Source organism: Dyadobacter diqingensis, assembly GCF_024220585.1.
Lineage (GTDB): Bacteria > Bacteroidota > Bacteroidia > Cytophagales > Spirosomataceae > Dyadobacter > Dyadobacter diqingensis.
In genome coordinates this window covers 284,110-304,334 of sequence record NZ_JAMXKF010000007.1, presented here as the reverse complement: position 1 = coordinate 304,334, position 20,225 = coordinate 284,110, and the positions used below count along the sequence as shown (strand labels likewise).

At 41.1% G+C, this 20,225-nt stretch carries 14 protein-coding genes and 1 tRNA gene; 8 read left to right on the top strand and 7 right to left on the bottom strand.

Annotation, left to right across the window (positions count from 1 at the left end; translation table 11 throughout):
- The first annotated feature begins 149 nt into the window (after nt 1-149).
- Nucleotides 150-4,241, top strand: coding sequence for a hybrid sensor histidine kinase/response regulator transcription factor (locus M1L62_RS19700; RefSeq protein ID WP_254561331.1), 4,092 nt, complete (start codon nt 150-152; stop codon nt 4,239-4,241).
- On the opposite strand, the gene M1L62_RS19695 is transcribed toward M1L62_RS19700, so the two are convergent.
- Both M1L62_RS19695 and M1L62_RS19690 read right to left on the bottom strand, forming a co-directional pair.
- Nucleotides 4,242-4,712 carry a VOC family protein gene (locus M1L62_RS19695; protein WP_254561330.1) on the bottom strand — a complete coding sequence of 157 codons (471 nt, stop codon included), beginning with the start codon at nt 4,710-4,712 and terminating at the stop codon, nt 4,242-4,244. It abuts the gene before it with no gap.
- Between the two features lie 68 nt (nt 4,713-4,780).
- Nucleotides 4,781-5,596: an AraC family transcriptional regulator gene (locus M1L62_RS19690; protein ID WP_254561329.1), complete on the bottom strand. Its 816-nt coding sequence runs from the start codon at nt 5,594-5,596 to the stop codon at nt 4,781-4,783.
- A gap of 273 nt (nt 5,597-5,869) precedes the next feature.
- Here M1L62_RS19690 and acnA point away from each other — a divergent pair, with 273 nt between their 5' ends.
- Nucleotides 5,870-8,620: an aconitate hydratase AcnA gene (acnA, locus tag M1L62_RS19685; RefSeq protein ID WP_254561328.1), complete on the top strand. Its 2,751-nt coding sequence runs from the start codon at nt 5,870-5,872 to the stop codon at nt 8,618-8,620.
- A 121-nt stretch (nt 8,621-8,741) separates the two neighbouring features.
- On the opposite strand, the gene M1L62_RS19680 is transcribed toward acnA, so the two are convergent.
- Together M1L62_RS19680 and M1L62_RS19675 are read right to left on the bottom strand one after the other, a co-directional pair.
- Nucleotides 8,742-9,497, bottom strand: a complete 756-nt coding sequence (locus M1L62_RS19680) for a TerC family protein (RefSeq protein ID WP_254561327.1) — start codon at nt 9,495-9,497, stop codon at nt 8,742-8,744.
- Between the two features lie 196 nt (nt 9,498-9,693).
- Nucleotides 9,694-11,193: a choice-of-anchor E domain-containing protein gene (locus M1L62_RS19675; RefSeq protein WP_254561326.1), complete on the bottom strand. Its 1,500-nt coding sequence runs from the start codon at nt 11,191-11,193 to the stop codon at nt 9,694-9,696.
- Between the two features lie 1,161 nt (nt 11,194-12,354).
- Between M1L62_RS19675 and M1L62_RS29750 the strand changes: the two genes are divergently transcribed.
- The 6 genes from M1L62_RS29750 (at nt 12,355) to M1L62_RS19650 (ending at nt 17,775) form a co-directional block, all read left to right on the top strand.
- A complete protein-coding gene (locus M1L62_RS29750) occupies nt 12,355-12,588 on the top strand; it encodes a PLDc N-terminal domain-containing protein (protein ID WP_374760310.1) in 234 nt (77 codons plus the stop codon).
- A gap of 253 nt (nt 12,589-12,841) precedes the next feature.
- The gene (locus M1L62_RS19670; RefSeq protein ID WP_254561325.1) at nt 12,842-13,594 is read left to right on the top strand and encodes an SDR family oxidoreductase; all 753 of its coding nucleotides are present in this window, start codon (nt 12,842-12,844) and stop codon (nt 13,592-13,594) included.
- A 444-nt stretch (nt 13,595-14,038) separates the two neighbouring features.
- A complete protein-coding gene (locus M1L62_RS19665) occupies nt 14,039-14,278 on the top strand; it encodes an acyl carrier protein (RefSeq protein WP_254561324.1) in 240 nt (79 codons plus the stop codon).
- Nucleotides 14,254-15,489: a cytochrome P450 gene (locus M1L62_RS19660; protein WP_254561323.1), complete on the top strand. Its 1,236-nt coding sequence runs from the start codon at nt 14,254-14,256 to the stop codon at nt 15,487-15,489. Before M1L62_RS19665 ends, M1L62_RS19660 begins: the two co-directional genes overlap by 25 nt.
- Before the next feature lie 4 nt (nt 15,490-15,493).
- Complete coding sequence (locus M1L62_RS19655) at nt 15,494-16,849, top strand: MBOAT family O-acyltransferase (protein ID WP_254561322.1); 1,356 nt, start codon at nt 15,494-15,496, stop codon at nt 16,847-16,849.
- A 281-nt stretch (nt 16,850-17,130) separates the two neighbouring features.
- Nucleotides 17,131-17,775 (top strand): hypothetical protein, encoded by a 645-nt coding sequence (locus M1L62_RS19650; protein WP_254561321.1) that lies wholly within the window; start codon nt 17,131-17,133, stop codon nt 17,773-17,775.
- 86 nt (nt 17,776-17,861) lie between these two features.
- On the opposite strand, the gene M1L62_RS19645 is transcribed toward M1L62_RS19650, so the two are convergent.
- The 3 genes from M1L62_RS19645 to M1L62_RS19635 all read right to left on the bottom strand — a co-directional run bounded on the left by M1L62_RS19645 (nt 17,862) and on the right by M1L62_RS19635 (nt 20,129).
- A tRNA-Lys gene (locus M1L62_RS19645) sits at nt 17,862-17,934 on the bottom strand.
- Between the two features lie 26 nt (nt 17,935-17,960).
- Complete coding sequence (gene eat, locus M1L62_RS19640) at nt 17,961-19,265, bottom strand: ethanolamine permease (protein ID WP_254561320.1); 1,305 nt, start codon at nt 19,263-19,265, stop codon at nt 17,961-17,963.
- A gap of 78 nt (nt 19,266-19,343) precedes the next feature.
- Nucleotides 19,344-20,129, bottom strand: a complete 786-nt coding sequence (locus M1L62_RS19635) for a PI-PLC domain-containing protein (RefSeq protein WP_254561319.1) — start codon at nt 20,127-20,129, stop codon at nt 19,344-19,346.
- Between the last annotated feature and the right edge of the window lie 96 nt (nt 20,130-20,225).

The window sequence follows — 20,225 nt, the reverse complement described above, 5'->3', positions numbered from 1 at the left end:
GAGACAATTCTATCCTATTTTAGTGATAAAAGAGTGCTCCGAAGATTACAATCCAATCGGTAAATAATTAAATAGTGATCGGGATTTTGTGTCTTTTAGTGATCTATATTTGTATCCTTTTTTCTGAAAATTAATATGGTTGAATATCTATGAACCCGTTTTGTTTTTTATCCTTTCCGGGAAAAAATAAGCTGAGCATTTTGGTAATGCTTCTGGGGGTTCTGTGTTTTCGGATGAATGGTTTTGGCCAGCAGCTGGTCTTTAATAATCTCAATTCTGAAAATGGTTTGTCGCAAAATTCCGTGCTGGCTATTGCCCAGGATTATAGAGGTTTTATATGGTTGGGCACGAGTTATGGTTTAAATAAATTCGATGGACGGGGATTCAAAATCTACAAGAATGATCCGGGCAATAAGACATCCTTATCCGGGAATTATGTCCTGTGTGCCCTTAACGATTCTAAAAATGAATTGTGGTTTGGGACAAGTCATGGTTTAAATAAATATGTTCCGGAAACGGATTCTTTTACTTCATTTCTGGCGGCAGACTCCACCGAAAAAAACAAGCTGAGCAGTAATATCACCAATTGTCTTTTTGAGGATAGCAGGGGTATACTGTGGATAGGGACAAACAAAGGGTTGAACCGACTGAATGACCGGAATAAACATACTTTTAAATCTTACCAAAACGGGCTGGCAGGACCTGACGTGCGAATCATTTTTGAAGATTCAAGGCATCAGTTATGGATCGGGACGTCGGACGGACTTACCAAAATGGTTTTCGAAGAGAAAGGAATCCGGTATTATAATTTCAAAAATAGTGCTTCCAATCCCGGCAGTCTGAGTGATAATTTTGTCACGTCGATAGCGGAGGACAAGCAACAGAATATCTGGATTGGGACAAAACATGGCGGACTTAATATGTACAATCCGGCTCAGGGCAATTTTACACATTTTCAAAGTCTTGGTAACGGCAGCGGTTTGATCCATAATAACATCCGGAAAATTCTGACTGATAAAAAAGGTAATTTATGGATCGGGACGCTCGAAGGGCTAAGTATTCTGAATCCTGCAAACCGCACTTTTGAGTCGTATCAGCATGAGCCGGAAAACAGAACGAGTCTGAGCCAGAACTCTCTGTATGCTATTTTTCAGGACAAAAGCGGATGCATCTGGCTCGGGACTTATTACAACGGCGTCAATGTGGTGTACTCGCACGAAACACCTTTTAAAATTTTTCGCACGGGTAAATCAAAGTATAGCATTAACCATAATGTGGTAAGTGCAGTTACCCGGGATAAAAACGGAAATCTGTTGGTCGGAACTGAGGGTGGCGGATTTAACTATCTGGATGATAAGACCGGAATTGTTACGAATTTTAAGAGTGGTCCGAATCCTTCGGCGGGTATTTCGTCCAATCTTGTGAAAGGCATTGCGCAGGATAATGACAAAAACCTATGGATTGCAACACATCTGGGTGGTTTAAACCGCTATAATCCGATAACTAAGAAATTTACGGTTTTCAGAAATAACTCTGACGATACTTCTTCCATCAGCTCCGATAATGTGAGCGCTGTGATGGAGGATAGCCGGGGGCGAATCTGGGTGGGTACGGACCAGCGTGGCGTTGATTTGCTGGATCGGAAATCGGGAAAGTTTAGTCATTTTAATATTGGAAATAAGGAGCCCTTCAAACTCAGTGGGAATTTTGTCAGGAATTTTTACGAGGATTCAAGGGGGAATATATGGATTGGTACGACCGAAGGGCTGAATATGCTCGCTACCGATTCCAGTGGGATTATCTGGGTAACGTCCAACAATAAAACTTCAAAAAGGAGATTCCCGGCCATAATCAACTGTGTACGCGAGGATGCTTCGGGCGTCATCTGGATAGGGGCTTACTATGGCGGACTAACGCGTTTTGACAGGAAAGCGAACACTTTTGTCACCTATAAACAAAAACACGGCCTGCCCAACGACAACGTGCTCGGTATCCTGGATGATAACAAGGGGAACCTGTGGCTGAGCACTTCGAACGGTCTGTCACGGTTTGATACAAAAAAAGGGAATTTTAAAAACTATACGGTAACGGATGGTTTACCAGGAAATGAATTTACTGCCAACACGTTTTACAAAGATAAATCCGGTGAAATGTTTTTTGGCGGACTTAACGGTCTGATCAGCTTTTTTCCAAATGAAATTCAGATCAATGAATTTGTTGCGCCGGTAGTGCTTACTTCTCTGAAACTTTTTAACAAACCGGTCGCCATTGGTGCAGAGGATGGTTTGCTTAAAAAAGATATAAGCGTGACCAAGGAAATAACTTTCTCCCATGATCAGAACATTTTTACCATCGATTTTGCCCTCCTGAATTACATCAAACCTGACAAAAATAAGTACGCCTATCAGCTGGAAGGATTTGAAAAGGACTGGAATTATGTGCGAACGTCTTCGGCAACTTATACCAACCTGCCTTCCGGGACCTACACGTTTGTGGTCAAGGGCGCTAATAACGACGGGGTGTGGAGTACAGAGCCGGCGCGTTTGGTCATTCACGTTTTGCCGCCGATCTGGAAAACCTGGTGGGCTTACTGTCTGTATTTTATCATCATCACATCTGCCATTTTGTTTGTGACGCGCTATTTCTATGTCAGCGCCTTGTTCCGCCGGGAGCATGAGCTGCACCAGATCAAGCTGGATTTTTTTACCAATATCTCCCATGAAATCAGGACACACCTTACGCTGATCCAGGGACCAGTGGAGCGATTGATCCTGACTAAAAAAGAAGATTCTGTTATTCAGTCGCATCTGATCCAGGTGAGGAAAAATGCGGACCGGTTGCTCAAACTTGTCAGCGAGCTTATGGATTTTCGCAAGGCGGAAACGAACCATCTCAAATTACAGGTTACTCAAAACAATATCATTCCATTTCTGAAAGATATATTTGGCGATTTTAGTTTCCCCTCTGAATACCGGAACATCAAATCGGTTTTTGAATCCAATGCTGAAAAAATTGATGTTTATTTTGATGTCGAGCAAATGGAGAAAGTCGTTTTCAACATTCTGAGTAATGCTTACAAGTTTACACAGGACGGCGGGAGGATTGAAATGCTTGTTGAGGAAAAGGAAAATTCGGTTGACATCCGGGTTGTGGATAATGGAAAGGGTATAGCGCCTCAATATCTGAACAAACTTTTTGTGAATTTTTTCCAGGTTTATGATCAGGGAAACCAGAATACGGGTTATGGCATCGGACTTGCTTTGTCCAAAAGTATTGTGGAACTGCATAAGGGAAGCCTGACCGTGGAAAGTAAACCTGCGCAAAACAACAAAACGGGCAGGACTTGCTTCACCATTACACTGTTGAAGGGAAATGTTCATTTCGCTCCGGGGCAGTTGAGAACAGACATGGTTTTGAGGGAGGACAGAAAAACTTTAACAGACGATAACTTCGCTGAAAATACCTTGATTCAAATCACACCGGGCCAAAAACCGACCGTTTTGCTGGTGGAGGATAATGCGGAAGTCAGGGCATTTTTGGCCGAGTCTTTGTGTGGAACGTATGAAGTTATCCAGGCAGAAAATGGTGAGCAAGGGTGGGATGCGGCTACGGAGCAGATCCCGGATCTGATCATCAGCGATGTGATGATGGCGGAAATGGACGGGCTCACTTTATGCAAAAAACTGAAAACAGATGAACGGACAAGTCATATTCCGGTGATATTACTGACAGCAAAGGCTTCTGTCAGTCACCAGGTAAGCGGACTGAAAACGGGCGCCGACGCCTATATTTCAAAACCTTTCAGTATCCAGGTTTTGGAACTGAACCTCCGGAACTTATTGGTTGCGCGTGAGTTGATGAGGCAAAAATATAGCCGTCAGGTAACCCTGGAGCCGAAAAATGTTCCGATCAACACGGTCGATGAACAGTTTATCAACAAAATTATTCAGATCACCGAAGAGCTCATGGACAATCCCGAATTTGGTGTTGCGATGCTTTCGGAAAAAATCGGCATGAGCCAGTCGGTGCTCTATAAGAAACTCAAAGCCGTTACGGATATGTCGGTTCATGACTTTTTAAAATCGATTAGGCTGAAAAAAGCAGCCCTGCTGTTGCAACAGCATAAGATGACGATCTATGAGGTCGCATATGCGGTTGGCTACGACGACAGGAAATATTTTAGCAAGGAATTTAAAAAGCAGTTTGGGAAGACGCCCACTGAATATTCCGTTGCGGAATAATTACTTATTGTCCGGCGAGTATTTTACAATATCAATTCCCACCCCGTTTGGATCCTCGATAGCAAAATGCCTGTCGCCCCAGGGTTCGTCCCGGAGCGCTATTTTTATGTCAATCCCTTTGTTCCGGATTTCCTGATAAATCTCGTCGACATCTTCGACCTCTATTGTCAGATACATACCCTGTCCCTGAAATGGTTTGTGAAATAAGGCTTGCTGAGACGGGTGATCCGGTAGCAGAAAACTTATTTCGGAAGTGCGGCCGGGTGTATGGAGCAAAAGATAAAAGTCGTTTTCAAATGTTACACCAAAACCTAAAACATCGGTGTAAAAAGCTTTGCTTGCTGCCAGCTTTGTGGTGATGATACCTGCGTTTAATTTCATCTTTTTTTGGATTTTAATGGCTGAATCTGTTTGTGCATAAGCGTTTGTGCTCAGACAAATCGCTATGAATAGCATGCTTATTGGTTTCATTGTTCTGTCGGTTAACAAAACAAAATTCTACATTTCGAAGGACTCAACATTGTAAAAATCGGACAAACTTATTCTCCAAATGCCTTGCCGGGCGTTACCCCATAGAAATTTTTGAATTCCCTGATGAAGTGAGCCTGATCGTAATAACCGGCATCGAAAAACAGTTTGTCTTTTCGAAGGGAAAGTTGTGTAGGTTTTACACGTAAAAAGTTCTGGAAACGGACAATCTGGCTAAAAGTTTTGGCCGAATCGCCTATATGAAATTCAAAAAGCCGACGGAGTTGTCTCGGGCTTAATCCGGTGTCGAGGCCTTTTTCAATATCAATGACGCCACCATTTTGAAGAATAAGGTTCAGCGCATTGTCCAGTCTTACATCATTCTCAATTTTGACGTTTGAAAGCAGACGGATGTAGTATTGATCAAGCCGATCTGTGATCTCTTGCGGTGTATTTCGGAGATTGAAGTTGTTTTTGATAAAACGGGAAAATTCAGGAAGCACAATGCTTAAATCCTCAAAACGATTGCTGAGCTCTGAGGCATTTATCTTAAATAACTGTGGAAAAGATGTCGGTAAAAACCGGACTCCTGCGTAATTAAAAGTATTATTCAGAGGGAATTCTGTGAATTTTTTGCAGAAACCCATCACAAAGTTTTCCTGCGGATTATCCAGCTCAAAAAAGATATCAATACAGCCATCAGCGACGACCCGGTAGTTAAACTGTTCGGAAAGTGTTTGTGTTGTTTTGAGCTGCCAGTAACAATAAATGTAACTTTGAAGAGCCGGCGAAGGTAAAAACTCCTGATACATCACATCATTAACAGCCTGTTTCACAGTTGGCTGAATGGGCGTGTAAAGCTGTCTTATGTTCGCCGGATTTTTCATTTTGGCAAGTTAGATATTTTTTGATATTTTGTAGTTCAGTAGCGTAACAAGTTCATATACAACAAACACTACTGTATTCGTTATTTTTACTCTTGGTTACAACTAAGCCGGTCTCAAATGGACGTAGCCTCTTTTCAGACCATTAATTCTGTAAAATATACATTGACCTACCCTGGTATATGGCATAGTTTTGTATGCAATGGGCACCAGGGTAGTTTCCGTTAGCCCGGCACCGATCAGCGTTTTATTTTTAATTCCTAAACAACATATACCATGCGTCAGGATTATCTGGATATAAGAAGAACAATAAATCTTGGTGACAAATCTTTATCTTTTTACAGCTTACGGGCGCTGGAAGAGAAAGGTGTTGCCGTTTCGAAGCTGCCTTTTTGTATACGGGTATTGCTGGAAAATGTCCTGCGGAATTTTGATGGCAATGTGATTACCAAAGCCCATGTTGAAACCCTGATGAACTGGAAACCGGAGGTTATTGAAAAGGAAATTCCTTTCATGCCGGTGCGCGTGCTGATGCAGGATTTTACCGGTGTACCTGCTATCGTGGATATTGCTTCGTTACGGGCTGAAATGGAACGTCAGGGCAAGGACTCGTCACGGATTAACCCGCTTATTCCGGTCGATCTGGTTATTGATCATTCGGTGGTGGTCGACTATTTTGGAGATCAGGACTCATATCTACATAATGTCGAAAAAGAGTATGAGCGCAACAGCGAGCGTTACAGGTTCCTGAAATGGGCGCAAAATGCGTTTGATAATTTTTCGGTCGTGCCTCCGGGGATGGGTATCTGCCATCAGGTGAATCTTGAATATTTATCCAAATGTGTGGTTGAAAAGGATGGATTAGTTTTCCCGGATTCGCTGGTAGGAACAGATTCTCACACGCCAATGGTCAACGGTTTAGGGATTGTTGCTTATGGTGTTGGCGGTATTGAAGCGGAAGCGGCTATGCTGGGGCAACCGCAGTTTTTTGCCGTTCCCGAAGTGATCGGGTTGAAACTGACAGGGAAACTTCCGGTGGGCACCACGGCTACGGATATGGTTTTGACTATTACTGAATTGCTGCGGAAGACAAAAGTTGTTGGCAAATTTGTGGAGGTTTTTGGTGAGGGATTGGCGTCGTTGTCTGTTCCGGACAGGGCCACGATCGGCAATATGTCCCCTGAGTTTGGATGTACGATCACCTATTTTCCCATTGATGAAAAGACACTCCAGTATCTTGAAAAAAGCAACAGGCCTGCGGAAGTGATAGCACTTACCGCATTGTATGCCAAAGAAAATTTACTTTGGCGGGAAAATGAGGATGCGATTGGCTATAACCAGGTTGTCGAGCTGGATCTTGGTTCGGTTGTTCCGACAATTTCCGGCCCGAGTCGGCCGCAGGACAAGATTGTGTTGACGGACGTGAAGGAGGTTGTTACTGATATTCTGGAAAAAAAGTACGCGAGAAAATACATACAATTCCCTGACCGGCCGTTAAGCCGTTGGGCCGATGAAGGTGGGAATGTAGAACCATCGCAGGTTCCACATCCGGAGTCCTCCGACTTACGGGTGTCTGATGTAGCGTATAACGGAGAGCGGTTTCAGCTGAGTGATGGTTATGTGGTGATTGCTGCTATTACGAGTTGTACGAATACTTCCAATCCTGACGTGATGATCGGTGCCGGGCTTCTTGCCAAAAAAGCGCTGGCAAGAGGATTAAATGTGCAACCCTGGGTGAAAACGAGTCTTGCGCCGGGTTCAAAAGTGGTGACGGATTATTTGCAGGAATCGGGTTTGCTGGAAAGTCTGGAAGCGATGAAATTTAATGTGGTCGGTTATGGCTGTACATCCTGCATAGGCAACTCTGGACCTCTGCCGGAGCCGATTGCCAACGCGGTTACAGAAAATGATCTGGTTGTTTCCGCAGCTTTATCGGGTAACCGGAATTTCGAGGCGCGCATTCATCCACAGATTAAAATGAATTTTCTGATGTCGCCATTGCTCGTTATTGCCTATGCAATTACGGGGAGAATGGATTTTGATATGGAAAGGGAGCCGCTTGGGATTGATCCCGGGGGGAAACCTGTTTTTCTGAAAGATATCTGGCCCTCTACGGACGAGATCAATGAGGTTGTTAACCGCGTGGTTAGAAAAGAATTTTACCGGAAAAGTTATGGCGAAATTTTTGATGGCAATGACCTGTGGAGAAACCTCGATGTCCCTCTGGACAAAGCCTATAAATGGGATGTAAAATCCACTTATGTTAAAGAGGCCCCGTTTTTTGTAAACCTACCCGCAGAACCAGAGCCGATTCGCCCGTTGGTAAATGCCCGCGTGCTGCTGATGCTGGGCGATTCTGTCACAACTGACCATATTTCGCCTGCCGGTTCATTTAGTAAATTATCTCCTGCTGGTAAATATCTGACGGAGCGGGGCATTACTTATGAGGAATTTAATTCATACGGATCCCGAAGAGGAAACGATGAGGTGATGATTCGCGGCACGTTTGCTAATGTGCGGATCAAAAACAAGCTGGCTTCGAAGGAGGGAGGTATTACAAAATATTTGCCTGATGGTGAGGAAATGTCCGTGTACGAGGCTTCGCTGAAATACAAAGAATCAGGGAGGCAATTGCTTGTGATTGCCGGGAAGGAATATGGCAGCGGTTCTTCGCGCGACTGGGCTGCAAAAGGAACTTATCTTCTGGGTATCCGGGCAGTTATCGCTGAAAGTTTTGAAAGGATTCACCGTAGTAATCTGGTGGGGATGGGCGTTGTGCCATTGCAATTTTTTGAGGGCGAAAACAGTGAGAGTATAGGGCTGGACGGTACTGAGGAATTTACAATAGGGAGCTTCAATGACTCGATAAAACCGAATCAGCATTTGGTTGTATCTGCCCGCCATCCGGATGGTTCATTTAAAACGTTCAGCGTAAGATGCCGTCTGGAAAGTAAAATGGAAATTAACTATTACAGAAACGGAGGAATTCTTCAATATATGCTGAGGCAGTTTCTGGACGAAAAATAGTGCTGATTTTACCTTTACTAAAATTGATACAAAACAGGCATGTCGGAATACCCCGGCATGCCTGTTTTATTTTGTATTTTTAATCATTTTTCTTAAAAACGAACTGAATCAGATTCAAATGTTAACCAATTTTTTCTCTGTCCTCTTTGGGAACATAATGCTCATGCGTCACCACAGGATCGCCGCCTGATTTGTTCATTTTCATCTGGAATACATCCACGAGTAAAGAAAACGCCATTGAGAAATAGATATATCCTTTTGGTATCTCAACACCAAATCCCTCACTGATCAGCGAAAATCCGATCAGTAAAAGGAATGATAAGGCGAGCATTTTAAAAGCAGGATGGCGGTTTACAAAATTGCTGATACTTTCGGCGGCAAACAGCATGATGGCAACCGTCACAATTACTGCCACATACATTACCCAAACCTCCTTAACCATCCCAATCGCCGTGATAATCGAGTCGATGGAAAAAACCATATCCATAATCAGTATCTGGACGATAACCTGTCCAAAGGACGTGACCTTTATATTTTTGCTTTGATCTCCGGTTTCACCTTCCATTTTGTGATAAATTTCGGTGGCACTTTTATAAAGCAGAAATAACCCACCGGCCAGGAGAACGAGATCTTTTCCTGAAAATCCGTTGCCGAACAGTGTGAACAGATCTTCATCCAGTTTGAGGATGAATGAAATCAGCAGTAGCAGACCAAGTCTGAGCGCGCCCGCTAGAATCAGACCATATTGCCGGGCTTTCTTTTGCTGTTCCTCGGGGAGTTTGGCTGCAATAATTGAAATAAAAATGACATTGTCTATTCCCAAAACGGCTTCAAGCGCCACAAGGGTGAGCAGGGATACTATGATTTCAAAATCCATTTTTTACTGGTTAAGGATAAGTAATTTGCAGGCTGTAAAATCGTGCCAGCATAAGTTCAACGTTCTAAAATAACCAATATTGGACTGAAGAGAAAATGAATGAGGCGCTTTTCCACTTGTTTGAAAAGTAAAAACCCGGGGACTATTCATCTGGAATGAATGGCTCCCGGGTTTTTGTCAGGTTGTAATTGTAGTGTTAATGCGCGATAACGATCTTTTGTTTTTCAGAAAAACCATTTGTGAGCAGTGTATTAACAAAATAAGTACCTGCCGGGATTTTACTTATATCGACTGGCTGAGAAACATTTGTCGTTTCTTTTACTACCCGACCGCTGTTATTCAAAATTTGTATACTGACAGGAGTATTGTCGACTGCTGCCTGAACAAATAATGTACTCGTTACCGGATTTGGGAAAATAACTACCGATGAAAGGTCTTTGAACTGAACACTGCTGATACGGCTGTATGCATACGTATTGTCAAGGTCAATCATTTTCAGACGATACAAATTCTCTCCTCCCTGTGGATTCTGGTCAGAAAAGGAATAGCTTAAAATACTCTGGCTTTTACCGCTTGCTTTTACGCTCCCGATTACTTTCCAGTCTTTTCCATTTTGGCTTTTTTCAACATCGAAACGATCGCTGTTGGTTTCGGCCGTTGTGTTCCAGGTTAAACTGGCAGTTTTACCCTCCGCTTTGGCATTAAAAGAGGTAAGAGTCACGGGTAATGCGCCACCTGCATAGGTATAAACAACGCAGGCACCTGCACTGACGTAAGTCTGAATAAGCGTCTGAAGGTTTCCGCTGCCTGTCAGGATTACAGAACTCTGAGCTTTTGTAGGTATCTGAAAAGTACTGTTCGCTGCACCTACAAATGTATTCGAGATGGTCGGAGCACTGCTTGTATTTCTTGCCGGGTAAGCGGACGCAAATGATGATTTGTTATAATAAGTAATACCTGATAATCCCTCGTAATCCGTGGTTCCATCATAATCTTCCAGGAATCCGTCGATGGTCACGTCGCTGCTCATCGTGAATGTTGCCGGGTTAATAGGCATGGTCATGGTGATTTTTCCAGCTGTGGTTACCGAGTACGCGTTTGCATTGGCGGTATTTTCAAAACCGATACTTGGATGGAAAACCGATTCTGCCGCGAAAATCTTGACGTTGATTGGTAGTGGCGTCACCGTAGATTTTGGTAAAACCAAAGCCTCGTTCCACTCCGTTACGACAGATTCTTTTTGTGTACAATAGGTGAGGGTATTGTCTTTCGGCGTAAGCCCCAGCCCGAAATCAGTGACAGTTTCGTTGTTGGCAATCGTGAAAGGAAGCGAGAAATTATCCGCGTCGGATGCACTGTTGATGGAATTATCGGATCCTACGCGCTGGTCGGCAGGAGCAAATCCGTCTGTCGGGAAAACGTATTCGATGATGTACGTACCTGCGTTGGCTTTAAGAACAAAAGCCCCTGAGGCATTACTGAGAGACGTTGCAATGACTTCCTGCGTATCTGCGTCCAGCAATTTGACAAGAATTCCCGGTATCGTTTTTTCAGAAATGCTACGGGTTCCGTTGAAAGGTTTGCTTTCCTGCCATACGATACCGCTGATGGAACTGGTAAGGGGTGGAGCCGTTTGGCCAAACAAGGTATTGGAAATCAGAATAAATAGCAGAGGGAAAATAGATGTTCGTTTCATTGTTTTACTTTTTGTGGTTTATGGTAATTATGAGCGTTGAAATATTCATTTGAAATGACTGATTCATGGCGGTTTTCGGGCACAAGAAATCTGTTTTGAAAGTATAGGTCTTTCAAAAAAAATGCTCCGAAACCGGAAATTAAAATTGGACTTTTAGTGTACAGTTATTCTAGCAGCCATCATGGATGGCCTGAATAATATTTGATAAGATGTCCGGATATAGTTTACTTCAATTCAAAAGAGTTTTTCTGTTTTTAAGCATATTAATCATTTGAATTGTCAGTAATTCAGTTTGTTAAAACTGTGTGTTGGTTGGATTACGCGCAAAGGTATGTTGACTAACCGATCTGAAACGTAGAATGTTGTGACAAATCATGTAGAATTTTTTTGACTTTTGGTGTACCCTGATTATTATTAATAATTACATAAGATTAGAAAAACATCTACTTGACGAAATATTGGGGAATAGCATAATTTTAAGTCTCTGCTTTTTCATCTTAATATGCTTTGACTATCAAACCTATTTAGATCGTTTTCGAGAGTTATAAAAATGCTCACTTCATCTGCATACTCATTATCTGTTTCTGTTATTCCCGTTATTCCCTGTTATTCGTAGTTTAAACTACGAATCCTAATAAATTACCGTCTGTGACGGTACTCACAGGAAACTTCTAGCCATTTACTCCTGCAAGGAATAATCTCCTGCTTCTGCTAATTCTATTCTTTAATTTCTTTACACCATGTTGTCGAGCGTAGCAAGTTTCTGGTTTCAGCGCTATCCCGTTATGTAAATATTTGTATTCAAATTAAAATGGACAGAAATTCAGTTTGTTAAAGCTGCGTCTTGGTTGGATCATGGGCAAAGATATATTGACTGACCGAGCTAAAATGTAGAATGTTGTGACCGATGGCGTAGAATCTTTTTTTTAATCTTTGAATTGCCATGTATCCAGATCATTATTAATGATTACATAAGATTTAACAAACATCTAACCGACGGGATATTTGGGAATAGTATAATTTTAAGGACATATTAGCGGAGCACGGAAGTGCAAAGTGTTCTTAAAATTTCATCGCTGTGATTTTTCTTTCACTTTTTAAATCGGGTATTTGTGTAAATATTTTTATATTGGCTATGATATTATCAAACTCGCAGCAATAATGAGAAATCTATATTTGACAATCCTTGGGTATGGCAATTCGGAAATAGTACTGATGATCTGTGCAGTCGCAGTTTTTTTGCAAATCATCTGGGTATTTGTTGAGATATTAAAAAGTAAAACTCTCGATGTTGTAAGTAAGCTATGCTGGATGCTCTTAATCATTTTTGTTCCAGTTTTGGGGACTTTGCTGTATTTGTATTTTGGCAGAGCAAGCAAATATTCAGTAAAATAAGCTACTGAAAGACCTTAATGTTATTCCTTCGTTACTCGTTATTCGTAGTTTAAACTACGAATCCCAATAAATTACCGTCTGTGACGGTACTCACAACAGACTTCTCACAATTTACTCCCGGATAGAATAACCGCGCGCATCAACTAATTCTATTCTTTAACCTCTTAACAGCATGTCTCCGGGGATAGCAAGTTTCGGGTTTCATCGCTATCCTGTTATATAAATATTTGCATTCAAATTAAACCGGACAGAAGTGCAAAAATTTAAAAATAAAGTAGCCTTTATCACAGGCGGAACAAGCGGAATGGGTTTTGCCACAGCACAAAAATTTATCAATGAAGGGGCGACTGTAATTATTACCGGGCGTAGTCAGGAAAAGGTAGATAAAGCAGTAAATAATTTGGGTGCGAATGCCATTGGCTTTGTGTCAAACGCGGGAAAGATGTCCGACGTTTTTGAATTGCAAAAAAAGATAAAACTATACACCGATAAGCTGGATGTTTTGTTTGTCAACGCAGGGTATGGAAAGTTCGCCCCCATTGAAGCGGTAGACGAAAACCATTATGACGAATTGTTCAATATGCTGGTAAAAGGAACATTTTTTACCGTCCAGCAAATGTTACCGATAATGAACGAAGGCGGTGCTATCATCTTAAATACTTCTTTTGTAACCGGATTTGGCATAGAAAATTTCTCCGTTTATTCTGCCGCGAAATCAGCGGTTCAATCTTTTGTGAAGACATTTTCTTCTGAATGTACAATAAGGAAAATTAGGGTAAATGGAATAAGTCCGGGTCATATCAAGACAAATATTTTTAACAATACAGGCCTTACACCGGATCAGATCGAAGGAACAGTGCAAAGCATTATTCCAACACTTCCACTAAAACGTTTTGGCGAACCGTCAGAAATTGCGAAAACAGTTCTCTTTCTGGCGTCTGATGATGCGTCCTATATTCAGGGAGTCGAAATCTTGGTTGATGGGGGATTGTCGAATGTTAAGTAGAGAAAGGAATTTGCGAAAGAAGGCTTTTTCATAATTCCATAGACTTTTAATCAAACTTCATAGGTCATGGACCTTTGGCAGAAGAAGCAAAAAATGAGATTAATCTAATTTTTTGCATAAATCGATACACTTTTTTATGGTATTATGTAACTCTTTAAAGAATTTTGTCGCCACTTAAATAGTTCTTACTCTGATATCAGTGTTGATAGAATATATTTAGACTATTATTGCTGCCGGTCATTGGAGGAGTACATGAGTAAAATTGAGAGGGGAAATGGTCAGTTACTGAAAACAAAGCATTTCAAAATCATTAGATGTTTACTATTTGGTGCTTTCGATAGGTAATATAAAATTACCAGGGTTTAAGCTCATAAAAGACACCTCGGCGATTTAGAGAACATAGTCAACGAAAATCATAAAGAACAACGTTATATCAGGCAATTTATGGAAAAAGAGTTACTAGCCGATTGGTTTAAGCAAAAACTATCCGAAGAATTAGGAACAAGTAAAAATGAGATTTCGCTTGAATCTCCGATAGCAAGTTATCGCTTAGACTCCCTTTCATCTATATCTCTTACGCAAGACCTGGAAGATTTAGTAGGGTTCTATATCGAACCTAACATTTTTAGTGAATTTGAAACTATTGATGACGTAATCGAATGGATTCTCCAAAAAGAGAAATAACAAAGTGGAGCCCGGGCACGCCATCTTATTTACAGAATCCTTACCCACATTTACATGATTGTCTCACAAATAGCCCTGTTCAAAAAGGGGCATTTGGTGAGTGGGTATTGTTTCGCTATAACGATGTTAAGCAAATTCTCCGTAGCGATGACTTTTTAACCGCGGATTTATCCGGATTTTTTGAAAGTAAAGAACCTGTTATTTTGAAAAATACAGGTCAATGTCCTTTTCTTTCGAAGAGTACAAAAAAATGGTTGATGTATCTGGATGACGACCAACATCGTTCTGCCCATAGTTTGCTTGAAAAGGTTTTGGATTCCTTTCAGTTGAATGCTATTGTTGATTCGTCGTTAGAGGTTTGGTTCAATAGCTTTTTTAATCAGGAGACGGCAGATTTCTCGTACATCGCCTCGGTACTTCCGTCATTGATTTTTAGTGAGTTATACCAAGTCGAATCGGATGATTGGCGTAATTTTGAAAAGCTGAAAAAAGTCTCTCATTCATTGGCTAATTCTCAGGATATTTTTGTGTCAATTAAAAAATATCAAGAATATAATGCAGATGCTAAATGGCTGTTTGATACAATTCGTCTTGACTTCGAAAAAAGAGATTTGCCTGATACTGCTTTAATCTCGCGCTTAAAGTCGTGCAATGAGGATATGAACACTCCTTTTACCGATGATGAACTTATCTCAATTGTGATTATTTTGTTCTTTGCGGCTAACGAGACGACTGTTGACACATTGACAATTTGCATCTATGAATTTTTAAGGAATAATGAGTTACTGGACTATATTCTCCAGGCAGATACTAAGCAAATAAATATATTTGCAGAGGAATTATTCCGATTTGCAACCCCTCAGCAATATACAATTCGTATAAATAAATATCCGTTGGAAATTGATGGCACACTTATACCGGCAAATTCCAGGATATTTTTGTGCCTTTCGTCGGCCAACCGAGATCCGGCTGTCTTTGAAAATCCACAAACAATAGTTCCTAACCGGAGCAATAATCCACATCTTTCATTTGGGAACGGGCTTCATTCTTGCATGGGTGCAAAGTTGGCACGGATTGAGCTAAGGTCCCTGTTAAAGCCTTTGGCGAAAATTCTAAAAAACTATCGCTTGGATGAAGAATCCGGAATTGAATGGTATCAGTCGATTTTCATGCGGGGAATAAAGACTTTAAATGCGATTCATATAAATTAATAGTATGTTTATTAATTTTTCTCTGCTATTTTTCTTTCTTTTATTAGGCATTATAGGGCTTTATCTTTTCTCGGAGCATCAAAAGAGATACTATGTTTTACTGATTCTAAGCCTGATATTTTACTTATCAATTGCAAAACTGGCATTTTTTGTTCTCATTGCCTTTTCGGTGCTTGTTTTTATATCAGGAAAACATATTGAGAAACTGCCTGGTAAAATACATTATTTCGCTATTATATTTCTTTGTCTGACACCGTTACTTATTGACAAAATTTATTTCACCTCAAAATTACAAATCAATGACTATTTTAAACTGATAGGCATTTCTTATATAAGCTTTAATGGATTAAGCTATTTGTTTGATATAAAAAAGGGATATCTAAAGCCGGAGACTAATTTCTGTTTGTTCTTATTATATTTAATCTACTTGCCCTATATTTTTATTGGCCCATTGCATAGATATCGAGAGGTTGCAAGACAGTTCAAAGAAAATATTTCTTTGAACAATCTAAATTTCTCAAATGGTTTCAGGCTGGTTTTGTGGGGATGTTTTAAGCATTGGGTATTGGCTCAGAGGTTAAATATTATTGTGGAAACTATTTTCAATGACAGAGTAACCTATCAGGGAGTCTATGTTTACATTGGGGGTTTCGCTTTTTTTTTATACTTGTATTGTGATTTCAGCTCTTATGTAGATATTTTTCAAGGAGTATCTCAGACATTTGGAATAAAACTGAAATCGAATTTCAGAAATCAGGTTTATGCATCTCATTCCAGAAAACATTTTTGGGCGGGTTGGCATGTCACGCTTAATCATTGGTTCCGGGATTATTTCTTCTACCCTCTAAGTAGGTATTTCAGAACAAAATGGCAAAACAATATTTTAATGATATTGACCTTTGTTTTGATAGGCGTATGGCATGAGTTATCTATTAAATTTCTGATTTGGGGAATGCTAAACGCGTGTTGGATACTGACGGAGAATCAGGTGAGGCCTTATTTTTCCTCTGTACCCAACAATCTAAAAGGACCGCTGGGGATTGTTTATCATATCACGATAGCGTCATTTCTGGCTGTTATTTTTAGAACGAATGACCTGGCTGGTTCGATGAAAAGCCTGTTCTCATTTAGTCATTGGCAAATTCCCTACGATTGGGTTGTGATGAAACAATTTATTTACATTTTACCTCTTTTTGTTTTGATGGATCTGGTTAACCGGAAAGCGGGAGAAAAAAGAATTGATGAATATGTTAGTTCTTTAAATGTCTCTACAAGATGGTGTTTCTATGTGTCACTAATTTTGCTCATTGTCATTATGGGGATACCGACGAGTAATGATGCTTATTACGTCCGTTTTTAGGAATGGAAAAGGGTATAGGAAAATCCATTTGCAAGTTTATATTGCTGACGATAATATTATTAATATTTACATTGATAATAAAGACAAGGTCATACAGTGACCCTTCCAAGAATTTGTTAAAATATATAGGAAGCCATAGTAAATCAGCACCAAAGATATTTTTTGTAGGTTCCAGTAGAACTAGGGTAGGAATAGTAACAGATCAACTAGAAAAAATTGATGGGACAATAGAATTCTATAACCTCGGCAATACAAGATCCAGTATTCTGTTTAATTGCCGAATGGCAGAAAAGCTGATTGAAATTTCGCCTGAAAATAGCGTTATATATGTAGAACTTTCCGATCTACTGATAACTCCGCCTATTCAGCACCAATATTTTTATTCGTTGAATGAATATCTGGAAATACTAAAAAAACATTTTGCGTTAAGATTTTCATTTGCGGAACTAGATGAATTGATTTTGCAAACTTTCAATTATAGAGTAGAAGTGAAAAATAGTTTTGCTGACGAAAAAGCGGTCTTGAACGAAATTGAATATCAGGAAGACAATATTAATTTTCACGGTGGTTCCTCATCAATTATTACTCAAAACGATCTAAGATCGGCTCCGGGTGAATTGACTATTTTCCAACAAAAATACCTTGATATGCTCGGTGAATTGGTTGAGAAAGGTAAAAAAAAACATATCAAAGTGAAATTCATTTTATCGGTGACAATTGAAAAACCAAGCGAGCGAAGCCAAACGATAGCCATTTACAATCATATCCCGACAGCAGATAAGTGGATTTACCCAAAAGGTTTCCTGGAAAAAATTCATAGTGATTCTTTTCTTAGGGATTTAAATCATCTCAATTCCAAGGGAGCTTACCTTCACACGTTAGAGTTGTATAAAGATATCGTTCGTACGATGGGAAGTCAATTTTGAGACGGTAGCGTAAACCTTTATTTGAAATAAGAAAATTATTGTGGTGTAATTTTTTAATTATCAGAGTGTTAAGTCTTTAACTGAGGTGACCCCGCTGAGGTTCGAACTCAGGACCCACAGATTAAGAGTCTGTTGCTCTACCAGCTGAGCTACGGAGTCGGGAAAGTAACTGTAAAATACAATTATTAATTTAGATTTTTATGCTTTCCTGTTAAAACAAATACAACCGCCAATAAAACCAGTCCGCCAAAGAACCAAAGGCTTAAAAGCAGGTTGTACCAGACGATGGCGATCAGGCAAACGACTGACAGGATAAGGGCGATCAACGGAAAATAGGGATAGGCCGGAACAATAAAAGGGCGATCCAGATCTGGCTCTTTTTTTCGCAACACAAACAGAGCGGCCATACTGATAATGTACATGACCACGGCGCCAAGCGCTGCCAGAATAATAACCTGATCGGTGGTTCCGAGACTTAACGCAAGACAGCCAATAAATCCACCGGTCAGCAGGGCCCAATGCGGGGTTTGAAAACGGGAATTGACCTGCCCTAAGAAAGAAGGAAGGTAGCCGCTGCGTGCCAGGGCGAAGATCTGACGGGAATAACCGATGATGGTCCCATGGAAAGAAGCGACAAGTCCGAAGAGGCCCAGACTTGCAAAAAGCTGGGTCCAGCTATTGTCACGGCCTAACACGATGCCGAGCGCTGCCGGCAGGGGATAATCGATGGTGCTTAACAGTTTCCAATGCGCAATGCCACCGGTGAAAATCATAACGGCAAGTGCCAGAACCACCAGCGTTAGTATGCCGAGGATATAACCTTTTGAGATGGTACGTTTGGGGTCTTCTACTTCCTCTGCCACCATGGCCACGCCTTCGATAGCCAGATAAAACCAGATGGCAAAAGGCAGCGCTGCGAAAACTCCCTGCCAGCCAAAAGGCATGGGGTCGGTGACAAAGGTTTCGTAGGAAAAATGCGGAGATATGATACCAACGTATAAAAGCAACTCACCCACGGCCAGCAAGGTAACTACCAGGGAAAATAAAGCAGATTCTTTGATTCCCAGCATGTTGATTCCGATAAAGATCACATAACAGGCAAAGGCGGTTTCCAGCACGGTAACCGACGGATAGAGGAAATGTGTATAACTCCCCAAAGCAAATGCGATGGCCGGAGGTGCGATAAGAAACTCGACGAGTGTGGCATAACCTGCAATAAGCCCGCCCCACCAGCCAAACGCCCGGTGGGCATATGCAAAAGGACCGCCAGCCTGGGGGATCGAGGTGGTCAGTTCGGTAAAACTGAAAATAAAGGTTACGTACATGACCGTAACAAGCAGCGTGGCAATTAAAAAACCGATGGTTCCGGACACGCCCCAGCCATAATTCCACCCAAAGTATTCACCGGAAATAACCAGCCCCACTGCAATTGCCCAAAGATGTATGGGTTTCAATACTTTTTTAAGCGCAACAACCTGGTCTTGAGACATGCACGAATGATTTAGGTAGAATTTTAAATATTACTTATAAAATCTTTATTCGGCCTATTTGTGTTGGGATTTAATTTGTCAGCGTGGTGCGGTACGCAGATAATCCCCCATTTGTATTACTTTTCCGGTATCCAGATAGTCAACCTGAAGGCCCATCATAATCTTCCAGGTATTGATATTGTCAGGCGCGTCACGAAAACGGATTTTTTTCCCCATCTCATGTGCCTTTTGAACGACCTTGTTGATTAATTTACGGTCATTTTTTGGCAATGCTCCTTCACCATTCCAGCTGGTATACTTCTGAAATGACTGTCCGATGAGGGCAATACGTTCCAGTTGTTTCGGGGTGTATGCCGCATCAGGCAGACCTTCGAAACTAATATAGGAAGGATATTGGTCAAATGCGTCGGGCGAAGGAATATTTCCTGTGATAACAATTTTGAACGTTCCGTTCGGGTCGGTCAGGTTTTTAAATTTTTCAATTTCTTTTATCAGCGCAGGTAATGTTTCGGCAGCAGGCGTTTTCAAATCAAAAATGAGTTGCAGCATAATATCCCGCTGGGTGTATATCTGACCGGCATTTCTGTCAATCTGCTCCGAAACAGGTTGCAGATATAACTTGTTGAGCATACGCGACGGCGATGCATCCACAGCGTTATTTATCGCGTAAAGATTTCCCTTTTCTAACATTACATCGGTTTCAATAGAGCCGAATTGCTGGTCGTAGGCTTCTGAAAAAGGTCTGAGCTGGCGGTTGTCGTTATGTGAATGCGCTTGCGCGGTCGAGTAGGACAGTACGGTTTGCGCAAACGTACTATTTAAAAACATGGATACGATAAGAGGTGAAATCAGTACACATTTCATAACGAATACGTAATCGGGGCTTGGTAAGAAGTATCAGTAAATATAAACTTAAATTGTGACAACCGAACCGGGAGAAACCCTTATTCAACACATTGC